Raw genomic sequence first — 18072 nt, 5'->3', positions numbered from 1 at the left:
GGTGTAAAGTTTGAACCAACGAGTAAGCGAGGCAGCTTATTATTTTTCATCCATAAAGGGAGCAAGGGCCTTGATAATCACTCACCGAAATGCCGATCCCGACGCAATAGGTTGTGCTTATGTCCTCCAAAGCATCTCCACCACGCTTGGTTTTGAAGCCGAAGTATGCCTACCTGAAGGGCCCGACAGGCTGTCTAAGAGGATACTCAATTCTCTTCGGGTACCGTGGCAGGAAGACTGTGACACAGCTGACCTTCTAGTTATCTGCGATACTTCAAACAAAATGATGCTAGGGGGAGCGGCTAGCTTAATCGACAAGGCAAAAGAGATAATTATTATTGATCACCATAGTCCTCCGGGAAACCTGATTTCCAAGGCTAGTTATAGCTTAATAATTGGAGAGCCCTCTGCAACAGTGATAGCTGTTCTTCTAGCGGACGCTCTGAAAGTTCGTCTCACGAAAGAGATTTCCACTATTGCTCTCTCGGGAATTCTTTACGATACACGTAGGTATCTTTCCACGACGCCAAACACCTTCCTAGCTTCCAAGATACTCCTGGAAGAAGAAGGTGACTATGACATGGCTCTAAAGTTGCTAGAATTTCCAGAAGATCGATCAGAGATTATTGCCAAGCTTAAAGGCGTTCAGAGGGCAAGCATACTCGACATATGCGGCTACCTGGTAGCTGTGACGGAAGCGAGTGCCCACGAGGCCGCCGTGGCTAAAGCTCTCGTCTCTCTTGGTGTGGATCTTGCGATAGTTGCTGGCGGACATGAGTTTTCACGTACAAGTATACGAGTTTCAAACAGGCTCCTCGAAAAGGGTTTTGATAGCTCAAAGCTTGTAGCAGATGTGGCAACTAGCCTAGAAGCTGAGGCAGGGGGTCACCCTGGAGCATCTGGGATCAGTATATACAAGAGGGGTATAAAGCCGAATATAATACGAAATGAGTCTTTAAGACGCCTATTGTGGCATTCAGTTGAACTTTTAAACGAGATTTGCAGGAAAGAAGCTCTAGGACTCTAGGCCTTAACTTGAAGGCTCTCGGGTTTTGTTAATGGGATCTCGAATGTATTGGTGAGAACCTTAATCTTCCTAATCTCAGCTTTTTTTAATGGATAGATCTTTCTTGCATTCACCTCTATTTCTGATGCTATATTTCCAAGGACTGCCTGCTGGATAAAGGTGTCAAAATCGAGTTGGCTTGCCTTCTCCTCTATCAGTTGAAACATTATTTTCCTAATGGCTTTTCTCTGTGAAGTTTTCACCCTCGTTATTGTAACAGCCATTCCCATGACTCTGAGCTTTACACCATCTTTTGTTTGAACGTCTATGATCGCATCGATCCTGGAGGTTCCCCTCCTTACAAGGCTCCTGATATAGTCTCGCGTCAGTTCCATCAGCTTAAGCTGAGTATATGCCGTTGTACCTTCTACTTTGACTATTTGGAACTTAAGCTTTATGTGAAGTTGAGAGGGATCCTTGGTTATATCATAAAAGCTGACTTCGACTGTCCTCCCGATAGTTTTCTCAGGTTCGTTCGCCGGAATACTTCCTAGATCAGCGAAGCCGAAAGCCTTCGGGGCCAGTACCCGAACCCAGCTCTTCATTGCCCATTTATCTCGAGTTTTCCTTGTGCTCACGACACAAACCCTTGCTAGCCTACATTCAAACTCATTTAAATTTTCCGTTAATCGGCGAGCTTATATCTGGGGGAAGTATTTTACTTTCGGCCGATGAAGAAGGAGGTGATCTGTGACTTCCATGGTGAACGATGACGACAAAAAGCTGAGGCTCTATTTTAAAAATAAAAAGGGTCTAAGCCGGTATGAGTTTGAAGAGTTTCTGGCTAGTGCTAGAAAAATAGCTGTCTTCAACCCGGACGACAAGACATGGGTCGCTGTTCCGCAGAAGATAAATGAGTTGAATAGAAGCGAACTCGAGGCAACTCTACATGTACTCCGAAGATTCTCCACGCTAAACGAAGATCAGGTTCGAGAAATATTGTTAATTCATACTTCACAGAGAGAACACGTTGGCTCAAAAGATTCTCTTATTCTAACAGAGTTTTTACAGATAAGAGGATCTAAAGAGGTCTTGGATAAGATAATAAGGGATGAAAAATTATCCGAATTTTTGGAGATAAAGTATGGGAGAATTTATCTAAAGTCGCTGGTAAACTTATCCGTTTTCACTGAACTCCTGCATAAAGAGCATGGGATTAGGCTAGAACATGATCCGGACTTGATGACGGTAAAAGTTTCGCGCAAGGATGCAGTGCTTCAGATTCAGTTTAAAGTCGTGGATCGGACTTTATCTAAAATATTGTTGGATGAAGGGGTCTTAACTTACAATATTGAAAAACCAATACTAGGTCCTAATAACGAGTACCAAGGCTCTGAACTAGTGACTAGGACTTTTCGTGTGTCAAAGTGGAATTGGATCGAAAAGACGTTAGTAGCCCCTATCGCGCTAATTGACAAATATATCGCTAAGCTCCAAAGCCTCGGATTCAAAGTCGAGACGCTTATAGAGGAGAAGCCTTCTTTTTCGCTTACCTTGAACAAGGCTTTTTCGCTCCTACCACATCAGCAGGAAGCGCTTGAGCTATGGATGCGCCGTAAAAGGGGAACCATAGCTATTTTCACCAGAGGAGGAAAATCATTCATAGCTCTGGAAGCCATTTATAGGTTGCGAAAGCCAACTCTAATTCTCGTTACCACACAAGAGCTTATGACGACTTGGCTTGACTATCTCGAAAAATATTTAGGGCTTCCCAGACGTTTTGTAGGAATCTTAGGCGCGGGTGAACAGAAGATTAGGGAGATAACGATTGCAACATACACAAGTGCTGTAAAATACATAGACCACATTAAAGATAAATTTGAACTAGCCATCTTTGATGAGGCTCACCACGTCCCGGCTACAACATTCAAGAACGTGGCTCTAAGACTGGACTCGCTCTATAGGCTCGCCCTTTCAGCGACTCCTACTCGCAGAGATAACAACCACAATTTACTCTACGAGCTCTGCGGAGAACTGCTTTACACTCTCTCTTACGAAGACCTCGTAAGGCTTAAAGTAGTCGCCCCCATAGAGGAGTACCGCTCGTACTTCGTACAGAGCGAGGAGGAAAAATTGGCAAAACTTGTAGAGATTTTGAACACTTATCCTTCAGCCAAAACTCTAGTGTTCACCCAATACCTGAAGACAGCTGAGAAGATATATTCCAGTCTACGTGAGAGGGGTTACAAGGTCGTAATGATTACCGGAGAAACCCCCACAGCTAAGAGAGAGCTTGTATTCAAGGATTTCCTTGAAGGGAGAGCCAACATAATCGTCTCTACAACCGTTCTTGACGAGGGAATAACTGTTCCAGATGCAGAGATAGCCGTAATATTTGAGGGAAGTGGCGAGGTGCGACAGATGATACAGCGTATAGGGAGGGTACTAGGATACCAGCCAGGAAAAACATCAAAGGTATTCGAGATAGTAAACATATCTGACCCCCATGAAAAATACGCGTACATTAGGAGGTCCTGGGTACGCGAACTCTACTTATTTAAAGGCTTGGATAAATACGTAAGGGCTGTTAAGAACGGAAAAATAGATGAAATAAAGTCAAGCTATCAAAGGAGACTAGACACATTCTAGCGCAGGCAATTATTCGACTTCTTCCGTGATAACTAATATATTCTTTCCTTCAGGCAAGAAGAGACTTAACCCATTAACATCCTCTAAGATCACGGTAAACCCCCCTTTCTGTTGCTCTATTATTTCTTCAAGCACTCGCTCAGCGCTGCTCGTGTCTACCTCCTTATCAAGAACTTTCAGCCTCTTCAAGGCGTCAAGGAAGAGATAAAGCAAGCCCTCAATATTTGTTACAAACATTTCAGCATCTATGCCAGGCTCTACCTCAAGTCCAAGTTCGGGAATCAATATCCTAGTCGTAGGAGAGCGAACAACTTTAACCCTAAAGTCTTCAGGAGCCTCTACCTTCATGTAAAGCCTTGTATGCCTGCGATACTCTAAGGGGATTATGTCATTTCTCTTATAGCCGCACTTTGAGCACTTCTTGCTAATAATTAAAACTTTCCCCAGCATGGGTATCTCGTACTCGGCCTCTGTGACATTGAGGGGCCCCCCACAGAAGGGACACACCATTGTAAACTCGCCAACTTTCCTGCCGAAATTGGTTACTTTATCGATGTTTTGTAGTTTGTCCAGGCTCCCCATACTTACACAATAAATTTAGCTGGGCTGGCAGGATAAAAAATATAGGTGTTCCGGAATGGCAGAGGAGGAAAAAGCGGTTCTAGCAAAGATGGCTTCTCTGTTGAAGTCTGGGGCCACAATGCTGGATAAGACTTGCCCTTATTGCAATGTACCACTGTTCCGTTTGAAGTCAGGAGAAGTTATATGTCCTAAGTGTGGTCAAAAGTTCATTCTTGTTATGAGCGATGAAGAGGAGTTACGTGCGCGCTCTGGGCTTGTGCTACAGTCTTTGGAGCAAACCGTTGTAGAGAAACTTCAGATTCTGCAAAATAGCCTTAGTGTTGTCTCCAGTCCTGAAGATATGTACGAGATTGGAAAGGCCATAATGATGCTATTGCAAATACTTGAGACTTCTTATAAAGTGAAAGCCCTTGCCAAAAATACTGCCAGTAAAGTTCAGGGATAGAAGGCCAGTTGTCTATTCTGAGTCTACTTGGAAGCTTTTAAACTCTCTAAGAGCGAAAGCGCTTCAAGTGCTTAAAGCCTTGGAAAATTTAGAAGAGAAACCCTTGGTGATAGGCAGTCTGGCCAGGGGGGATGTAACCCCTTCGAGCGACATAGACATTTTTTACATGAGATATGTTCCTAGCTGGCGGATAGCCCTATCCCTAGAGCAGGCTGGATACGATATTCTACTTTATCGAATAGTACAAGCTACCCCACAAACGTCTCCTAGATTTACGGCTGTAGTTGAAGAAAATGTCGAGATTTCCGTCCCACTCTCGAAGCTCAAGAAAACAGAAGAAGAGTTCCCATTTTTTGCGGGTGCCGTCAGTATGCACCAAATTGTGGACGGGGTACGGGTTAGGGGGGTTAACAAGCAACTATTGTTTATAGAACCGACAGGCTATGGGCATGAGGAGTGGTCTATCATAGGCAGGGAAAAAGAGGCTGCGGAAATGTTAGGTATCTCGATTGAAACTGTTCTTGAGCGTGTAGCAATGCGTGAAAAACGTGCACGCGAAGGTAGAACAGGATTTTTCATAAATGTTGAAATCCCAGGAGAAGAAAATCCTGAAAGCATTGCATGTAAACTTGCTCGCCAAAATGCTATTATGAGAAGGGCCATTGAGGGCCTAATAGATTGTGAGTAATTGTAGGTGCATTTTTGTAATACAATCTCCTAAAAGCCGTTGTCAGAGGAAGCGGATACATACTGATCTTCTCTTTTGTGATTTTGTGAATATAATTTGAATACACGAATTAACGGCATAAACTTATATTCTTCATCTAATTCGCATATCTTAGGCTAGAGATATGGGAAGACGACGTAAACGGTCACGTCCACGCTTGGTACCCAAGAGGAAGCTTCCAACGGTGTTTCAATGTCCGGCGTGTGGTGCAACCGCAGTGAGTGTTAGTGTGTTGAAAGGTAAGGAGAAGAAGGTTATTGTGACGTGTGCTAATTGTGGTTTGAGAGGTGAGTACGAGTATAACCAGTATCTCCATCCTGTAGACTACTTCAGCAGGTTTTTAGACGATTATGAAGCTGGAAAACTTACTGTGATCTCAAAACATGAGGATGAGAATAATGCGGAAAACGAAGGTTAGGGATTATCTGCTACAGCTACTCAAAGATAAAGGCGCTATTCACATGACGCTCATCGACCCAGATAAGACTTCTTCAGAAAAAGCCGCCCGTATAGCGGTTGAAGCAGTTGAGGCTGGAACATCTGCTATAATGGTCGGAGGAAGCATCGGGGTCTCTGAAAGTATGACCGATGAAGTTGTACTTGCCATTAAAAATTCGACGAATGTTCCTGTAATACTCTTCCCTGGGACTCCTTCGGCACTCAGTCGCCACGCAGACGCTGTATGGTTTATGTCTGTCCTCAACTCTCAGAATCCCTATTTTATTACTGGAGCCCAGATGCAGGGTGCACCAATAGTCAAGAGGTATGGACTGGAGGCTCTCTCCTTGGGCTATATCATATTAGGGTCGGGTGGCGCCGTCTCCCTAGTAAGCTATACAAGGCCTCTCCCCTTTGAAAAACCTGATGTGGTTGCAGCATATGCGCTTGCAGCAGAGTATATGGGATTTAGCTTTGTTTATCTTGAAGGGGGTTCTGGAGCGGATCCTATTCCTCCGATAGTAGTAAGGACTGTTCGAAAAACTGTCTCACTGCCGATAATAGTCGGGGGCGGCATACGGGAGCCGGAAACGGCGAGAGAGCTTGTTATGGCTGGTGCAGATATTATAGTTACAGGAACGCTCGTCGAAGAGGTTGATAACGTTAAGAAGAGACTTCATCCCATAATAACTGCTATTGAGGAGGGAGTTACGGCCCGAAAATTCCAAGATGAGCCATCACGACGATAAGCGCTAGAAGGAAAGTACCTGCAACAACAAACTCAGGTCTAATCTTTATCCCCCCAATGTCCTCTTCGTAGAATGTCAAGAGACCGGCTGCCGGGAGAGCTGTTGGTTTCCTCTCTTTCTCGCCTTTTCGGCTTTTCTTACTTTTTGACCCGCTCTTACTCATAAAAACCCCGAACTCTTCAAAAGAGAGGCAATGTATAAGCATTTCGCTATGCTATTATTTCCTCATAAGACGACAATAAGACGACTAATAGTCGATGACGTGCTGGTTTTATTCAAGTATAGGTAAGGAAGACACAACCTAGCCATTAAAAATGACATCTCTAACTATAAGCGGTTGTCGATAACCTCCAGGAAGCATCATCCCTTTGAGTATAACCTCGCTTCCTTGAAGCTCTTCGGTAAGATAAGATATAAGTAAGTCTAGGGTGCTTGGCGAGAATTCACACGCTTCCTCTGGGGGCATCGCGAAAATCTTCTTGAAAACTACAGGGTCATTACATATGCCTCTTCTTGTCGAAGTCCCATCGTCGAAGAGAAAATTCATGTGAAAGAGTGGCTTTCCCTCTACACACCTAACACGGGCGCTCCACGAAAGAATTACAGCTCTATTCAAGACAAAGGTCTGTATTCCAATGAATTTCGAAAATTCGTATCGCGGGGGCTTTTTTAACTGTTCTCCAACAATTACCTTGAGACAGGGCGTTTCCCTATAATATCCTTCAGAGGAACGTGCTCCCACGATTTCACAGGTATGATCTAGTCCAATAGTGAACTCCACTAGTGGTTTATCATGGGAGACAACTAGAGAATCTATCGTCTCCCTGCCACCACTCAATAGTCTAAGGTAAACTCTTCCTCCATTTTTCCGGAAGAGGACATAGCCCAATACATCGGCTTTAAAACCAAAAAAATCGTTAGCCATGGCCCTGCGGCAGTTGAAAGGTTTTTGTTTTTCAAGATCCTCATCGAGGACTTCCTGGGACGATGCATCACATTGCGCAAAGCTTATATCACCCATTGTGAACTCTCGACAACCACTAAAAACAATGAAATGATTTTCGAGGGGGGATACGTTAAAAGGAGTAAGCACGGCCACTGGAGAACAATTCGTATCCATGCCTAAGATGCATTTTTTGTTGTCAATTGAAATCACTCTAATTGTCTTAACTAGTCGCGTCCCAGGATTATACTTGTCAATATACTGGAGTAGCTCATCCAATTCCAGCTTGGAAACGAGCTTTATCGAGGAGTTTTTCTCGAAGAAGATTTCGTTCTTGTCGCGGTACTTCCTCACGGAAACCTTAAGGAGTCGTACCCTCGCTCCAATATGTAGTAGATCGTAGTATTTTTCCACATTTTCCTCCCACACCACCCCCCAGATTATACCGCTTTCATCAGCCAAGGCGTAACGGAAATATCTTTTCCCATTGGCTAGCCTCCTTATACCTGAATTGAAGACGATTATACCTTCAACATCGACACCTCTAAACCCCGCGGCGAGATCCCTAATCTTAAGAGTTGTAAGCGATGCGGGTGCGACTTCTCGCGATAAAACTACCCCTAGCTCTTTAGCCAGCATCAATGCTGCAGCATCCCGACGAATTATCTCGCCAAACTCCCTGACTTTTTCCTCGATCATCTCCTCTATTTTCTCCCGTGTCAGCTGGGGTCTTGCTTTAAGTATATCCTGGATGATCCTTTCGATTTCATCTTTTTCTTGCGAAGACATGATCCAACCTAAGTAATATCCTTCAAAGCGAGGCTAAAAACGATTTATAAAATTCTTCAAATGAGACTTTTTCTCTTTTAAGTTCAATTCCCTCTTTTATAGCTAGTTCCACAGCAAGCATATGGTAACAAGCCTTTGATTTTTCACGATAAACCGCGTTGAAGAGGAAGTCCTCGCATGAACAAAATAAACCCGGGATTACAATGTAGGAACGCCTCCTATCCTTGCTCTCCACCATATATACTTCAACATCAACGTTTTCCCGTACATTCTCAACTATTACCTGCTTGACCCTTCCCTCCATTAACGCCTTTCGAGCACGCATAAGGTTTCTTGAGGACAAATCTAACCCCTAAGGAATCAGTCTGAAACGATCTCTTGGAAATAATACCACTTCTCGTATATTAGAAAGGCCAAGAAATGTCATAAGGAGCCTGTCGAGTCCAAGCCCAAATCCGCCATGGGGGGGCATACCGTACATGAAGGCTTTTATATAGAATGAAAACTCCTCGAGGCTGAGACCCTTAGCCTTCAGGTTTTGAACCAGCTCATGGTACCTGTGTTCTCGCTGTCCTCCAGAGGCAACCTCGATGCCTTTTATATCTAAGTCAAATGACTTGCTCAAATTGTCGCCTTCACGCATGATGTAGAATGGTTTTGCATCCCAAGGGTATTTCGTGATGAAATAAATTGGAGTACCTTTAGCGGAGAGGTATTCGCCTAGGCTCTTCTCTGCCTGCGTGTCTAGATCTTCCCCCCACTGTATATTATATCCTATGCTATTTAAAATGTCAATAATCTCACTGTATGTTATCCTAGGTATCGAGGAAGGAGGGTCTATAAGCGAGAGCCCTACGGTTTTCAGCATGTCTCCGACCTCCATCCTTAAATAGTTGATTGATGCCCCGATGAACTCTTCAAGGACTTTCATCACATCCTCTTCGTCCTCTATGAAACCCATCTCAACGTCCAACCCCCAGCTCTCGTTGAGGTGTCTAGGCGTGCTAAACTTCTCAGCCCTGAAGTATGGGGTTATTTCGAATACTCTTGGAACACCGCACATCAACATTTGCTTGTAGAGCTGCGGGCTCTGGGAGAGATAGGCTTTCTGGCCAAAATAGTCGACAGTGAATAGCGTAGCACCCCCCTCGGCACCTGCGCCTACGAGCTTAGGCGTGTGTACCTCTAAGAAGCCATTTTTCGCGAAAAATTCCCGTGTAAACTCAACTAGTTTGGCACGAGCTATAAAAACAGCTCTGAATCGAGGTAGACGAAGGGCGAGGTACCTGAAATCCACGTAAAGGTCAAAGCTCGCTGGAGTTTTCCCTGTAAGATCAATCGGAGGCAACTCTATGGGCTCTGAAAGTACAGTAATTGCTTTGGCTTGGAGCTCACGTCCTTTTCTGCTAACGATAATATCGGGAAAAACACCCTCTACCCTTACCGCCGAACCAATCTTCATGGACGAAGCCTTACTCCATGTCTCGGCATCCACACTGTCTCTTTTCACAACGACGGTAACAGGTGATATAGAAAGATCGTCTATAACCTCAATGAACGTTATTTTTCCAACAGTCTTAACGTTTGATACCCAGCCTTCAACAACCCCAGCTTTTTCACTCATCCCTCGACACCGACGGTTACCCGAAAATTTCTTAAATTCATGCACATAAAGCCTTTGGTGCTCCTGATGGTTAGACCCAGCCTAAGGTCACGTACAAAGAAGCGTAGACATGTCAGAACACCTGGGGGGCGCCTTGTACTGAGAGTTATGGACAAGAAGCATGACTACCCAAAATGCGCTGTTTGTGGCATGCCTCTCCAAGGAATACCCAGGCTGACCTTGAAAGAAGAGCGAAAAGGTGTAAAGATGCCAACCAGAGCCTTTGGTGGTTATCTCTGCCATAGGTGCTTAAAGCTGGGCATTAAGGTCTCAGTTCGTACGAGAGCCTGATAAGCCGTGCCCTGCGTAGTTATAGCTGTAAGTGGGACGCCAGGCAGTGGGAAAACAACGTATTCTCGTTTTATCTCCGAGTACTATGGTTTGCGCTACGTGTCAAGCGGGCATCTCTTCAGGGAGATCGCCAGGGAGCGAGGGATAGACTTTCTCCAACTGCATAGGGAAGCTGAGAAAAACATGGAGATAGACATGATGATAGACCAGAAAGCTATTATAGAAGCTCTGTACGGAGGGGTAGTTGTTGAGGGACACCTCGCAGTATGGGTTCTCAAGGACATAGCTCACATTAAAGTTATTTTCGATGCACCGCGAGAAGTCAGGGCTGAGAGAATAGCTAAACGGGATGGCATAAGTTTCGAGGAGGCTCTTGAGGAGATTATTCAACGCGAGAAAAGCAACTATGAGAGAGCCTTAAAGTACTATGGGCTCAACATCAGGGATTATAGTGTAGCGGATCTCGTTGTCTCTACCCAGCACCTACCACCTGAAGCTATCAAGAGAGTGGTATCCACATATATAGACGCATACAGGGAGAAGTATCCTCAGCTATTTGCGTAGAAATATCGAGGCTAGCTAGATAAATTTTTATAATTCTCACTACCTACAATTACGCTGAAATAGGTGAGACAATGTCTGAGAAGAAGCCACACCTTAATCTAGTGGTAATCGGTCATATAGACCACGGAAAGAGCACCACCATGGGTAGACTCCTCTATGAAATTGGTGCCGTAGACCCCAGAACAATCCAGCAATACGAGGAAGAAGCAAAGAAGCTTGGCCGGGAGTCCTTTAAGTACGCTTGGGTTCTCGACAGGTTGAAGGAGGAGCGCGAGCGCGGAATAACAATAGACTTGGGCTTCTACAAATTCGAGACAAAGAAGTACTTCTTCACGCTTATCGACGCTCCTGGACACCGCGACTTCGTCAAGAACATGATTACTGGAGCAAGCCAGGCTGATGCTGCAATTCTGGTCGTGTCTGCTAAGGAGGGTGAGTTCGAGGCCGGTATAAGTCCGGCTGGTCAGACGCGAGAGCACATTTTCCTCGCCAAGACAATGGGTGTCGACCAGCTCGTGGTAGCCATAAACAAGATGGATACTGTGAATTATAGCCAGCAGAGATACGAGGATATCAAGAACCAGCTCTCAAGGCTACTGAGAATGGTCGGCTATAAGCTTGAAGAGATACACTTTGTACCAATCTCCGCTTGGGAAGGAGTCAACATAGTTAAACGCTCACCCGAGAAAACTCCATGGTACAACGGTCCCTCCCTCTACGAGGCTCTAGACACCTTTAAAGAGCCTCCACGACCCATCGACAAGCCACTAAGAATTCCAATCCAGGACGTCTACTCCATCAAAGGCGTTGGAACAGTTCCTGTAGGCAGGGTTGAGACAGGCGTTCTCAGGGTCGGCGACAAGATAATAATAAACCCGCCAAAGGCTGTGGGAGAAGTAAAATCCATCGAGACACACCACACTCCTATTCAGGAAGCAATACCCGGCGACAACATAGGCTTTAACGTGAAGGGTGTCGAGAAGAGTCAGATCAGGCGCGGCGATGTTGTCGGTCCCACAACTAACCCACCCACAGTAGTGGACGAGTTTATAGGACGTATCTTCGTATTGTTCCACCCGACGGCGATAGCGGCAGGCTATACCCCGGTACTACACGTTCACACCGCAACGGTTCCTGTGACCTTTGAGGAACTACTCCAGAAACTAGATCCCAGGACAGGTAGCGTCGCAGAGGAGAAACCTCAGTACATCAAACAAGGCGACTCAGCTATCGTAAGGTTTAAGCCTAGAAAGCCAGTGGTCGTCGAGAAATACTCTGATTTCCCGCCATTGGGCAGGTTTGCGGTACGCGACTCTGGCAGAACTATAGCGGCTGGAGTAGTCATAGACGTTAAAAAGGCTGAAGGATACTAGTAGCCGTCTTTTAGAGATAAAATTTTTATACTATACAGCCTTCACCTTTTTGCCTGTGATGCTGTATGCCAACCAAGGTTCGCATCCGTCTCTCAAGCACATCTGTCGAAGACCTAAACGCAGTATGCAAAGATATAGTTGAGATAGCCAAGAGAACAGGCGTTAAGATCCGTGGCCCTATCCCCCTGCCCGTCCAGGTAGCAAGAGTCGTCACAAGACGCGCACCCTCAGGTCAAGGATATGAAACCTTCGATAGGTTTGAGCTCAGAATACATAAAAGGCTCATAGACATGGATGCCGATGAGAGGGCAACCCGCCTGCTACTTCGAACCCGTGTGCCACCAACGGTGCGTGTAGAAATCGAGGTCGTGTAAAGAGAAGCTTCTAAAACGCCATTATCGTTAATACTCGTTGACATTCTTCAATTCTAAAAGCAAAAACTTGTAACCCTGGCTATTTTTCTAGATGAGTCCTTAATCAGATGGAAAGTAAAATTTATCAGAAACATATGTCTAGCCTTCACGAGGGCCCGTAGCGCAGTCAGGAAGCGCGGCGGCCACGCTCCAGGAGCGCCGCAGTCCTAGGCTTTCCCAGAGAAAGCCGCAGGTCCCGGGTTCGATTCCCGGCGGGCCCGCTTAACAAAATCCGTCTTTCATCTCCTATGGGCGCCATGTTTTATATCGGGGAGTAGCTCCGTAAACTTGTGGGAAAAGCTAGAGCCTATTTAAGGTTAACGAGAATCGAACACGGCGTCATGACCGGCCTTGCGGTCATGGCAGGATTCTTAGCTGTCAAGTGGTGTCTGTGTGAGGCGTTGATAATCGCTTTTCTAAGCTCTGTAATGGTTGAAGCCTCTCTCTTCGCCTTTAATGATATCTTTAATATGGAAGAGGACAGGATAAATTCGCCTGATAGGCCCCTCGTCACAGGAGAGGTGTCAAAAGACGAAGCCGTAATTATTGCAATCCTACTAGCATTTTCCTCAATAATCCTCGCCTCACTCCTGGGTAAAGCACCCATGCTCCTTTTAATCATGGCGTTATCTCTCGGTAATCTTTACAACGCGTATTTGAAGAGGTTTTCAATAATCGGTAATATCACTGTCGCAGGGTTAACGGCGAGCAGTTTCCTTTACGGATCGCTGGCAACCGGCCTCGATGTACCCGAGAAGACGATATTATTCTTTATGATAGCATTTTTAGCAAATGTAGGAAGGGAGGTTGTTAAAGGTGTCAGGGATCTTGAGGGCGATGTGAGGGTGAACATATGCACTCTAGCGTGTGAGATAGGATCAGAAAAAGCAGGAAAAGTTGCATCGGTCTTCATGCTTCTCGCTGTTGCACTAAGTTTTGCAGCCATAAGTTACTTCGCGAACAAACTGTTCTTCACAGCGCTAATATCTCTGACAGACATTATTTTCATCCATGGTGCTTACCTTATGCTGAAGGAGCCAACCCCCTCCAATGCCGGCAAGCTGAGAAACACTACTCTAATCGGCATGCTTATAGCCCTGGCATCCTTCGTGATACCCTAGGTAGCTGGAAAAGACAAAAATAAATAAGCGGGCCTGGTGTAGCAGTTATGCCTGAAGGAAGATTTACTATATTAGAGAAATTGGTATCCGAGAATAACCTTGCATGGCTCCTACTAGTAATCTCAGTTTTAATCGCATCAGGACTAGTCTTCATCTTGGCGGAGCGACCACCCTTCTCTCTGGGCACCTACATAATCTATCCTGGGACAGCTTCACAGACAACAGGCGAATTTCTCACGATATTTTTCCTATATTCTCTATCGATAGCCGGGCTTATCTTGCTCTACGAGGCTCCTAGGTATCGCTCCCGGCCAAACCTCGCAATAATGTTTCTGATATCAGGCCTACTCGTAGTGTTAATCTCTGTCTTGCTACTATTCACCGTATATGGGATGAAGTAATCAATTATGAAGAGTATACTACGCCTTTACAGACTCCCAGGAATACATGTAATCTATGGTTCGCCAGGTTCCTGTAAGACCCGCTTCTCTATATTCACAGGTCGCTTGATAGCTGGTACCTCCCCCCTTCTTTATGCAGGACTTGGAAGACATTCTATTATCTCGCCTGAGGAAAGTGAGGAGATAAAGGTTGTAAGAATTCAAAATCTGAAAAGCGAGATAAGCTTTCTACTCAGTCTCGAAAAACTATCTGGAAATTTTGGCTCCCTGGTATACGATGGCTTCTCAATATACTTTCTACCGCTTAGATTCTATATGCGTGAGACTTCTATATCAAAACTCCAACTTTTCGCGGCCTCAAAGCTTCATGAGTTCTCTCAAAGAAGAAGCATCCCCTTGATAGTTACGGCCCAAGAGATCTCTGGCCGAAAGCCACTTGCCTACAAGATTCTCAGAAGATTCTCCCGAGACTTTACCAGACTTGAAAAAGTAGACGAGAAGATAGTTGTTCATGTTTACGACAGGAATCTTAAAGAGAAGTTTACCGAATCCATTGATGGGTGCTTTGAAGAGAAGGCTTCTCGATAAGTATGTCCATACTCGTGGCCTCTCGGCGCTAAACTATATAAACCTGAAACTAGCACGAGTACACAGGTGTCTGACCCAATACGCGTCTCCTCTGAATGTCGCGAGAAGTTACTAATTCTTTCTCACTATCTGAGTAGGATAGCGGGTCACTATGAAATAGATCCCGAGAACCCCCAAGTAATCATACCTTGCGAAATATTAAATGACGATATTGCTGAACCACTTATCAACGTATTTTTAAGATCACCACCTCAAAGACACAAGGAGGTTATAATAGCTGTTGACCCAGGCGAAGCTAAAACAGGCTTCGTCATGGCCGCAGACGATGAAATACTCTATGCATCGTCGACAACCCCCGAAACATTTAGGAAAATATTCCAGGCTCTCTCCCGATACTATGCCCGTGTGATTCTTTTCATTGGGAATACCCCCGCGGCGCATAAGCTCCTTGAAGTCAAACCACCCAATGTGGTGGTCGAGTTTCTGGATGAATCAAAGCTTCCCATCCCTCACACAGACATAAAATCAAAGGATGATGTACTCGACGCCTTAGGAATATACCTTAAAGGTCGCGCACTCCTGATAATGAAGGCTATCTCGAATAATCGTCGTATGTATGAGGGGAAGTAAGTTTACACAAGGAGCCCTATAGGCTTTCTGGAGCTAGCCCCTTGTTTTCCTTCTCTTAACCTCGATATCCTGTGGAATCCAATCTATCGCAGTACCACATTTTGGGCATTTTCCCCCGACAGAGGCGTATATTTTATAAAGGTTGGGGAGCTTTTCCCCCTTGTAGAACACATAGCCACACTTCTTGCAGACAACTGTTATCATTGAGGATAACAGCAGGAATCAAACGTTATTAATATTTTCTCAATTTGGAGCATATCCGAGTCAGCCTGATTTCTCGTATAAGCTCAAAAATAAATACCTGTATGTGTGAAGCGTAAACTGTGTCTGGAAGAAAGACTACCATCAAGGACAGTCTTGCTTCAGCGTTGCTCAAGGGGCTTGAAGCTCTAGGAGATCCAAGACTCGTGGTTGGAGTAATTCTGGCCATCTCGTTTACCATAACGCTCCTGGCACGCCTAGCCCCCCTCCACTGGGGCGTTTATCTCAACGAGTTCGACCCCTTCTACGAGTATTACCTATCCGTGAAGACGCTGGAAAACGGTAATGGTAGCCTCCTTGGAGGCATAACTTGGTGGTATCACTGGTGGTTTGAAAACCCCAAGCCACTCGACACATTATTCTGGGCCCCGCATGGCAGGGATCTTAGGGGCTCGAGCCAGCCTGGAGCCGCACTTTTTACGGTGGCTGCCTACGAGTTTCTCCGCACCTTAGGGGTGAAAACCGACCTATATTTTGTTCACGGGATCTCGGTCCCAGTTGGAGCCGCCCTGGCTGTTTTCACTGCTTATCTATTGGGTAAAGAGCTGAAGGATGAGAGAACAGGCGTGCTGTCAGCCGTCCTTATAAGCCTAAGCTGGGCTTACATGTACAGGACCAATTACGGGGCTAAGCACGAGGGATTTGCAATCCCCTTCATGCTGCTAGGCTTCTACCTCTTCCTGGTGGCTTACCGAAGGAAATCACTGGGACTCTCCATCTTAGCCGGGCTCTCCTTCGGAATGGTTGTCCTATCGTGGGGCGCATACCTGTACCCCTGGAACTTCATAGCCCTCTTATCCCTGATTTGGCTTCTATTCCACCCTACTGATAAAATCATGGCAAAGATCTATATAGCCAGCAATGTAATTACAACCCTCTTTGTCGCAACCACACCTAGGTTTGGCCCGAAAACGGCATTCTTATCTCTGGTAGGTTTCCTGCCATTAGCTACTACTCTCTATGCGGTCTTCTTGTTAATAGGGTATTCCCGGCTAAGAGCAGCAACTCCCTCTAAAATAAAGAAAATAGGTATTGGAATAACGGGAGTAGTAGTTATCTTTTTCATTGTCGCATATGTAGCAGGGTTAACCTCCTTGATCTCTGGAAGGATACTAGCAGTTGTACTGCCAACTATTAGAGAACCCGGAGTGACTACAGTTGCTGAACACGCAGTACCCTCATGGAACCAACTCTTTGATGATTTTCAGTCCTCAATAATTTTCGGGATATTTGCTGTGTATCTCTTCGCCAGGAGGCTGAAGACAGACCTTAACGCAGCCTTCGCCGCCCTCTACTTTGCTACTTCTCTCTACTTTTCATCATCGATTGTGAGGCTCGTACTGCTTTTGTCGCCAGCCATATCAGTCGTAGCCTCTATGGGACTTATCGAGTTATTCGATAGGATTCGCATGCTGTCAAGTCCGTCAATATCCAGGAAAAAAGAGAAGTCTGTCTCGCCGGCACTAGCTGTCCTGGCAATGATTATACTCCTCTTACTCTTCTCGCCTTCAATACTTGGTTCGAGAGTACCTCTATATTCTCACCAGCCAGCACTTATACTTACTTCATCAATACCGATGATAGACTACAACTATCAATATATGGACTGGATCTCAGCACTAGAATGGATAAAGATCAACGTCCCGAAAGATGCTACCATTGCGACATGGTGGGACTACGGCTACTGGATAAGCGTCAACACTGAGCGCAAAACAACTTGTGACAACGCTACAATCGACACGAAGCAGATCCAGAGGATAGCTACTGCGTTCATGTCAGACGAGGACACAGCCCTGAAAATCTTCAGGGAGCTAAACGTAACCTATGTAGTAGTGTTTGAGCCGCTGCAGAGCCTCCAACTCTCAACGGGTATGAGCGTATATTTCTCAATGATACACCCAGCTCTAGGAGGAGACATGGCTAAAAGTCCCCAGATGCTGAAATGGATAGGACTTGATGCAGGAAAGTATATCTACGGATTTAACAACGGCTCCTACGCGTATCTAGATTTAGGGAATAACCAGAGGTTATACCTCCTTGTTCCCGCACCCACCCCGCAGGGGTTAAACGCGACACTCTACAGGATGATCTTCACTAGGAACTATAAACAACAGCTCTTCATCTTCGACTCCTTCCTAGGTCAGCTCCAAGGCTATAACGGTCCACACTACTTATTATCCCCTCTAAAACACTTTGAGCTCGTATATGTCTCGGAACCCAACGGCTGGGTAAAAGTCTTTAAAGTAAAAGGTTAATTTCGCTTATCGAGAAGAATCTCCAGCTTCATTTTTCTCCTATAATCTCCATAAGGGTCTTCAGGCGAAAACTTAGCTGGGTGAGCGGCCCTCAGTTCCCCTCCACAGTACGGACACTTATCAGAACGCAATGTGTACATCCCGCACTGTGAACACTTGTGTAAAAGTGTATGCTTTCCCACCT

Annotated in this window: 23 protein-coding genes and 1 tRNA gene; 16 read left to right on the top strand and 8 right to left on the bottom strand. The window is 45.4% G+C overall.

Going from position 1 to position 18072, the window contains the following annotated elements; all coding sequences use genetic code 11:
- Window positions 1–10: 10 nt before the first annotated feature.
- Complete coding sequence (locus tag MA03_RS05985; RefSeq protein ID WP_052884392.1) at window positions 11–1027, top strand: DHH family phosphoesterase; 1017 nt, start codon at window positions 11–13, stop codon at window positions 1025–1027.
- On the opposite strand, the gene MA03_RS05980 is transcribed toward MA03_RS05985, so the two are convergent.
- A complete protein-coding gene (locus tag MA03_RS05980; RefSeq protein WP_191118464.1) occupies window positions 1024–1644 on the bottom strand; it encodes a 30S ribosomal protein S3ae in 621 nt (206 codons plus the stop codon). The genes MA03_RS05985 and MA03_RS05980 overlap by 4 nt on opposite strands.
- Before the next feature lie 121 nt (window positions 1645–1765).
- Between MA03_RS05980 and MA03_RS05975 the strand changes: the two genes are divergently transcribed.
- Window positions 1766–3655 (top strand): DEAD/DEAH box helicase, encoded by a 1890-nt coding sequence (locus MA03_RS05975; RefSeq protein WP_052884391.1) that lies wholly within the window; start codon window positions 1766–1768, stop codon window positions 3653–3655.
- Between the two features lie 9 nt (window positions 3656–3664).
- Here the strand turns inward: MA03_RS05975 and MA03_RS05970 are convergent, their stop codons facing one another.
- Entirely contained in the window at window positions 3665–4237 is a 573-nt protein-coding gene (locus MA03_RS05970) for a ZPR1 zinc finger domain-containing protein (RefSeq protein ID WP_052884390.1), read from the bottom strand.
- Window positions 4238–4292: 55 nt separating this feature from the next.
- On the opposite strand from MA03_RS05970, the gene MA03_RS05965 reads away from it, so the two are divergent.
- The 4 genes from MA03_RS05965 (at window position 4293) to MA03_RS05950 (ending at window position 6596) form a co-directional block, all read left to right on the top strand.
- Window positions 4293–4682, top strand: a complete 390-nt coding sequence (locus MA03_RS05965; RefSeq protein WP_052884389.1) for an Sjogren's syndrome/scleroderma autoantigen 1 family protein — start codon at window positions 4293–4295, stop codon at window positions 4680–4682.
- Window positions 4648–5370: a nucleotidyltransferase domain-containing protein gene (locus MA03_RS05960; protein ID WP_052884388.1), complete on the top strand. Its 723-nt coding sequence runs from the start codon at window positions 4648–4650 to the stop codon at window positions 5368–5370. The genes MA03_RS05965 and MA03_RS05960 overlap by 35 nt, the downstream gene beginning before the upstream one ends.
- A 163-nt stretch (window positions 5371–5533) precedes the next feature.
- Entirely contained in the window at window positions 5534–5827 is a 294-nt protein-coding gene (locus MA03_RS05955) for a hypothetical protein (RefSeq protein WP_052884387.1), read from the top strand.
- Window positions 5808–6596 (top strand): geranylgeranylglyceryl/heptaprenylglyceryl phosphate synthase, encoded by a 789-nt coding sequence (locus MA03_RS05950; RefSeq protein ID WP_052884925.1) that lies wholly within the window; start codon window positions 5808–5810, stop codon window positions 6594–6596. The genes MA03_RS05955 and MA03_RS05950 overlap by 20 nt, the downstream gene beginning before the upstream one ends.
- On the opposite strand, the gene MA03_RS05945 is transcribed toward MA03_RS05950, so the two are convergent.
- The 4 genes from MA03_RS05945 to aspS form a co-directional block, all read right to left on the bottom strand.
- On the bottom strand, window positions 6556–6759 hold the full coding sequence (locus MA03_RS05945) for a preprotein translocase subunit Sec61beta (RefSeq protein ID WP_191118462.1): 204 nt from the start codon (window positions 6757–6759) through the stop codon (window positions 6556–6558). The genes MA03_RS05950 and MA03_RS05945 overlap by 41 nt on opposite strands.
- Before the next feature lie 138 nt (window positions 6760–6897).
- A complete protein-coding gene (locus tag MA03_RS05940; protein WP_052884385.1) occupies window positions 6898–8328 on the bottom strand; it encodes a hypothetical protein in 1431 nt (476 codons plus the stop codon).
- A 22-nt stretch (window positions 8329–8350) separates the two neighbouring features.
- Window positions 8351–8671: an SWIM zinc finger family protein gene (locus tag MA03_RS05935; RefSeq protein ID WP_191118461.1), complete on the bottom strand. Its 321-nt coding sequence runs from the start codon at window positions 8669–8671 to the stop codon at window positions 8351–8353.
- A gap of 9 nt (window positions 8672–8680) precedes the next feature.
- Window positions 8681–9952, bottom strand: a complete 1272-nt coding sequence (gene aspS, locus MA03_RS05930) for an aspartate--tRNA(Asn) ligase (protein WP_052884383.1) — start codon at window positions 9950–9952, stop codon at window positions 8681–8683.
- A gap of 66 nt (window positions 9953–10018) precedes the next feature.
- Between aspS and MA03_RS05925 the strand changes: the two genes are divergently transcribed.
- The 9 genes from MA03_RS05925 (at window position 10019) to MA03_RS05885 (ending at window position 15372) form a co-directional block, all read left to right on the top strand.
- Window positions 10019–10282, top strand: a complete 264-nt coding sequence (locus MA03_RS05925) for an eL34 family ribosomal protein (RefSeq protein WP_191118460.1) — start codon at window positions 10019–10021, stop codon at window positions 10280–10282.
- Window positions 10283–10288: 6 nt separating this feature from the next.
- Window positions 10289–10846 (top strand): (d)CMP kinase, encoded by a 558-nt coding sequence (gene cmk / locus MA03_RS05920; RefSeq protein WP_052884381.1) that lies wholly within the window; start codon window positions 10289–10291, stop codon window positions 10844–10846.
- A gap of 71 nt (window positions 10847–10917) precedes the next feature.
- Window positions 10918–12219, top strand: coding sequence for a translation elongation factor EF-1 subunit alpha (gene tuf / locus MA03_RS05915; RefSeq protein WP_052884380.1), 1302 nt, complete (start codon window positions 10918–10920; stop codon window positions 12217–12219).
- A gap of 65 nt (window positions 12220–12284) precedes the next feature.
- Window positions 12285–12593: a 30S ribosomal protein S10 gene (rpsJ, locus tag MA03_RS05910; protein WP_052884379.1), complete on the top strand. Its 309-nt coding sequence runs from the start codon at window positions 12285–12287 to the stop codon at window positions 12591–12593.
- A 151-nt stretch (window positions 12594–12744) separates the two neighbouring features.
- Window positions 12745–12853, top strand: a tRNA-Arg gene (locus MA03_RS05905).
- A 69-nt stretch (window positions 12854–12922) separates the two neighbouring features.
- Complete coding sequence (locus MA03_RS05900; protein WP_052884378.1) at window positions 12923–13753, top strand: UbiA family prenyltransferase; 831 nt, start codon at window positions 12923–12925, stop codon at window positions 13751–13753.
- Window positions 13754–13800: 47 nt separating this feature from the next.
- Complete coding sequence (locus MA03_RS05895) at window positions 13801–14154, top strand: hypothetical protein (RefSeq protein WP_052884377.1); 354 nt, start codon at window positions 13801–13803, stop codon at window positions 14152–14154.
- A 6-nt stretch (window positions 14155–14160) separates the two neighbouring features.
- The gene (locus MA03_RS05890; protein WP_052884376.1) at window positions 14161–14742 is read left to right on the top strand and encodes a hypothetical protein; all 582 of its coding nucleotides are present in this window, start codon (window positions 14161–14163) and stop codon (window positions 14740–14742) included.
- Between the two features lie 66 nt (window positions 14743–14808).
- Complete coding sequence (locus MA03_RS05885) at window positions 14809–15372, top strand: hypothetical protein (RefSeq protein WP_052884375.1); 564 nt, start codon at window positions 14809–14811, stop codon at window positions 15370–15372.
- Window positions 15373–15405: 33 nt separating this feature from the next.
- Here MA03_RS05885 and MA03_RS08725 read toward each other — a convergent pair whose 3' ends face one another.
- Window positions 15406–15576 carry a hypothetical protein gene (locus MA03_RS08725; protein ID WP_191118459.1) on the bottom strand — a complete coding sequence of 57 codons (171 nt, stop codon included), beginning with the start codon at window positions 15574–15576 and terminating at the stop codon, window positions 15406–15408.
- Window positions 15577–15695: 119 nt separating this feature from the next.
- Between MA03_RS08725 and MA03_RS05880 the strand changes: the two genes are divergently transcribed.
- Window positions 15696–17888 (top strand): STT3 domain-containing protein, encoded by a 2193-nt coding sequence (locus tag MA03_RS05880; RefSeq protein WP_052884374.1) that lies wholly within the window; start codon window positions 15696–15698, stop codon window positions 17886–17888.
- On the opposite strand, the gene MA03_RS08720 is transcribed toward MA03_RS05880, so the two are convergent.
- Window positions 17885–18070 (bottom strand): RNA-protein complex protein Nop10, encoded by a 186-nt coding sequence (locus MA03_RS08720; RefSeq protein WP_257719660.1) that lies wholly within the window; start codon window positions 18068–18070, stop codon window positions 17885–17887. The two genes, MA03_RS05880 and MA03_RS08720, sit on opposite strands and share 4 nt — an antisense overlap.
- Window positions 18071–18072 lie beyond the last annotated feature (2 nt).

Origin of the sequence: Thermofilum uzonense, assembly GCF_000993805.1 — an archaeon.
Taxonomy (GTDB): Archaea; Thermoproteota; Thermoprotei; order Thermofilales; family Thermofilaceae; genus Thermofilum; species Thermofilum uzonense.
This window is presented reverse-complemented; position numbering and strand designations above follow the sequence as displayed.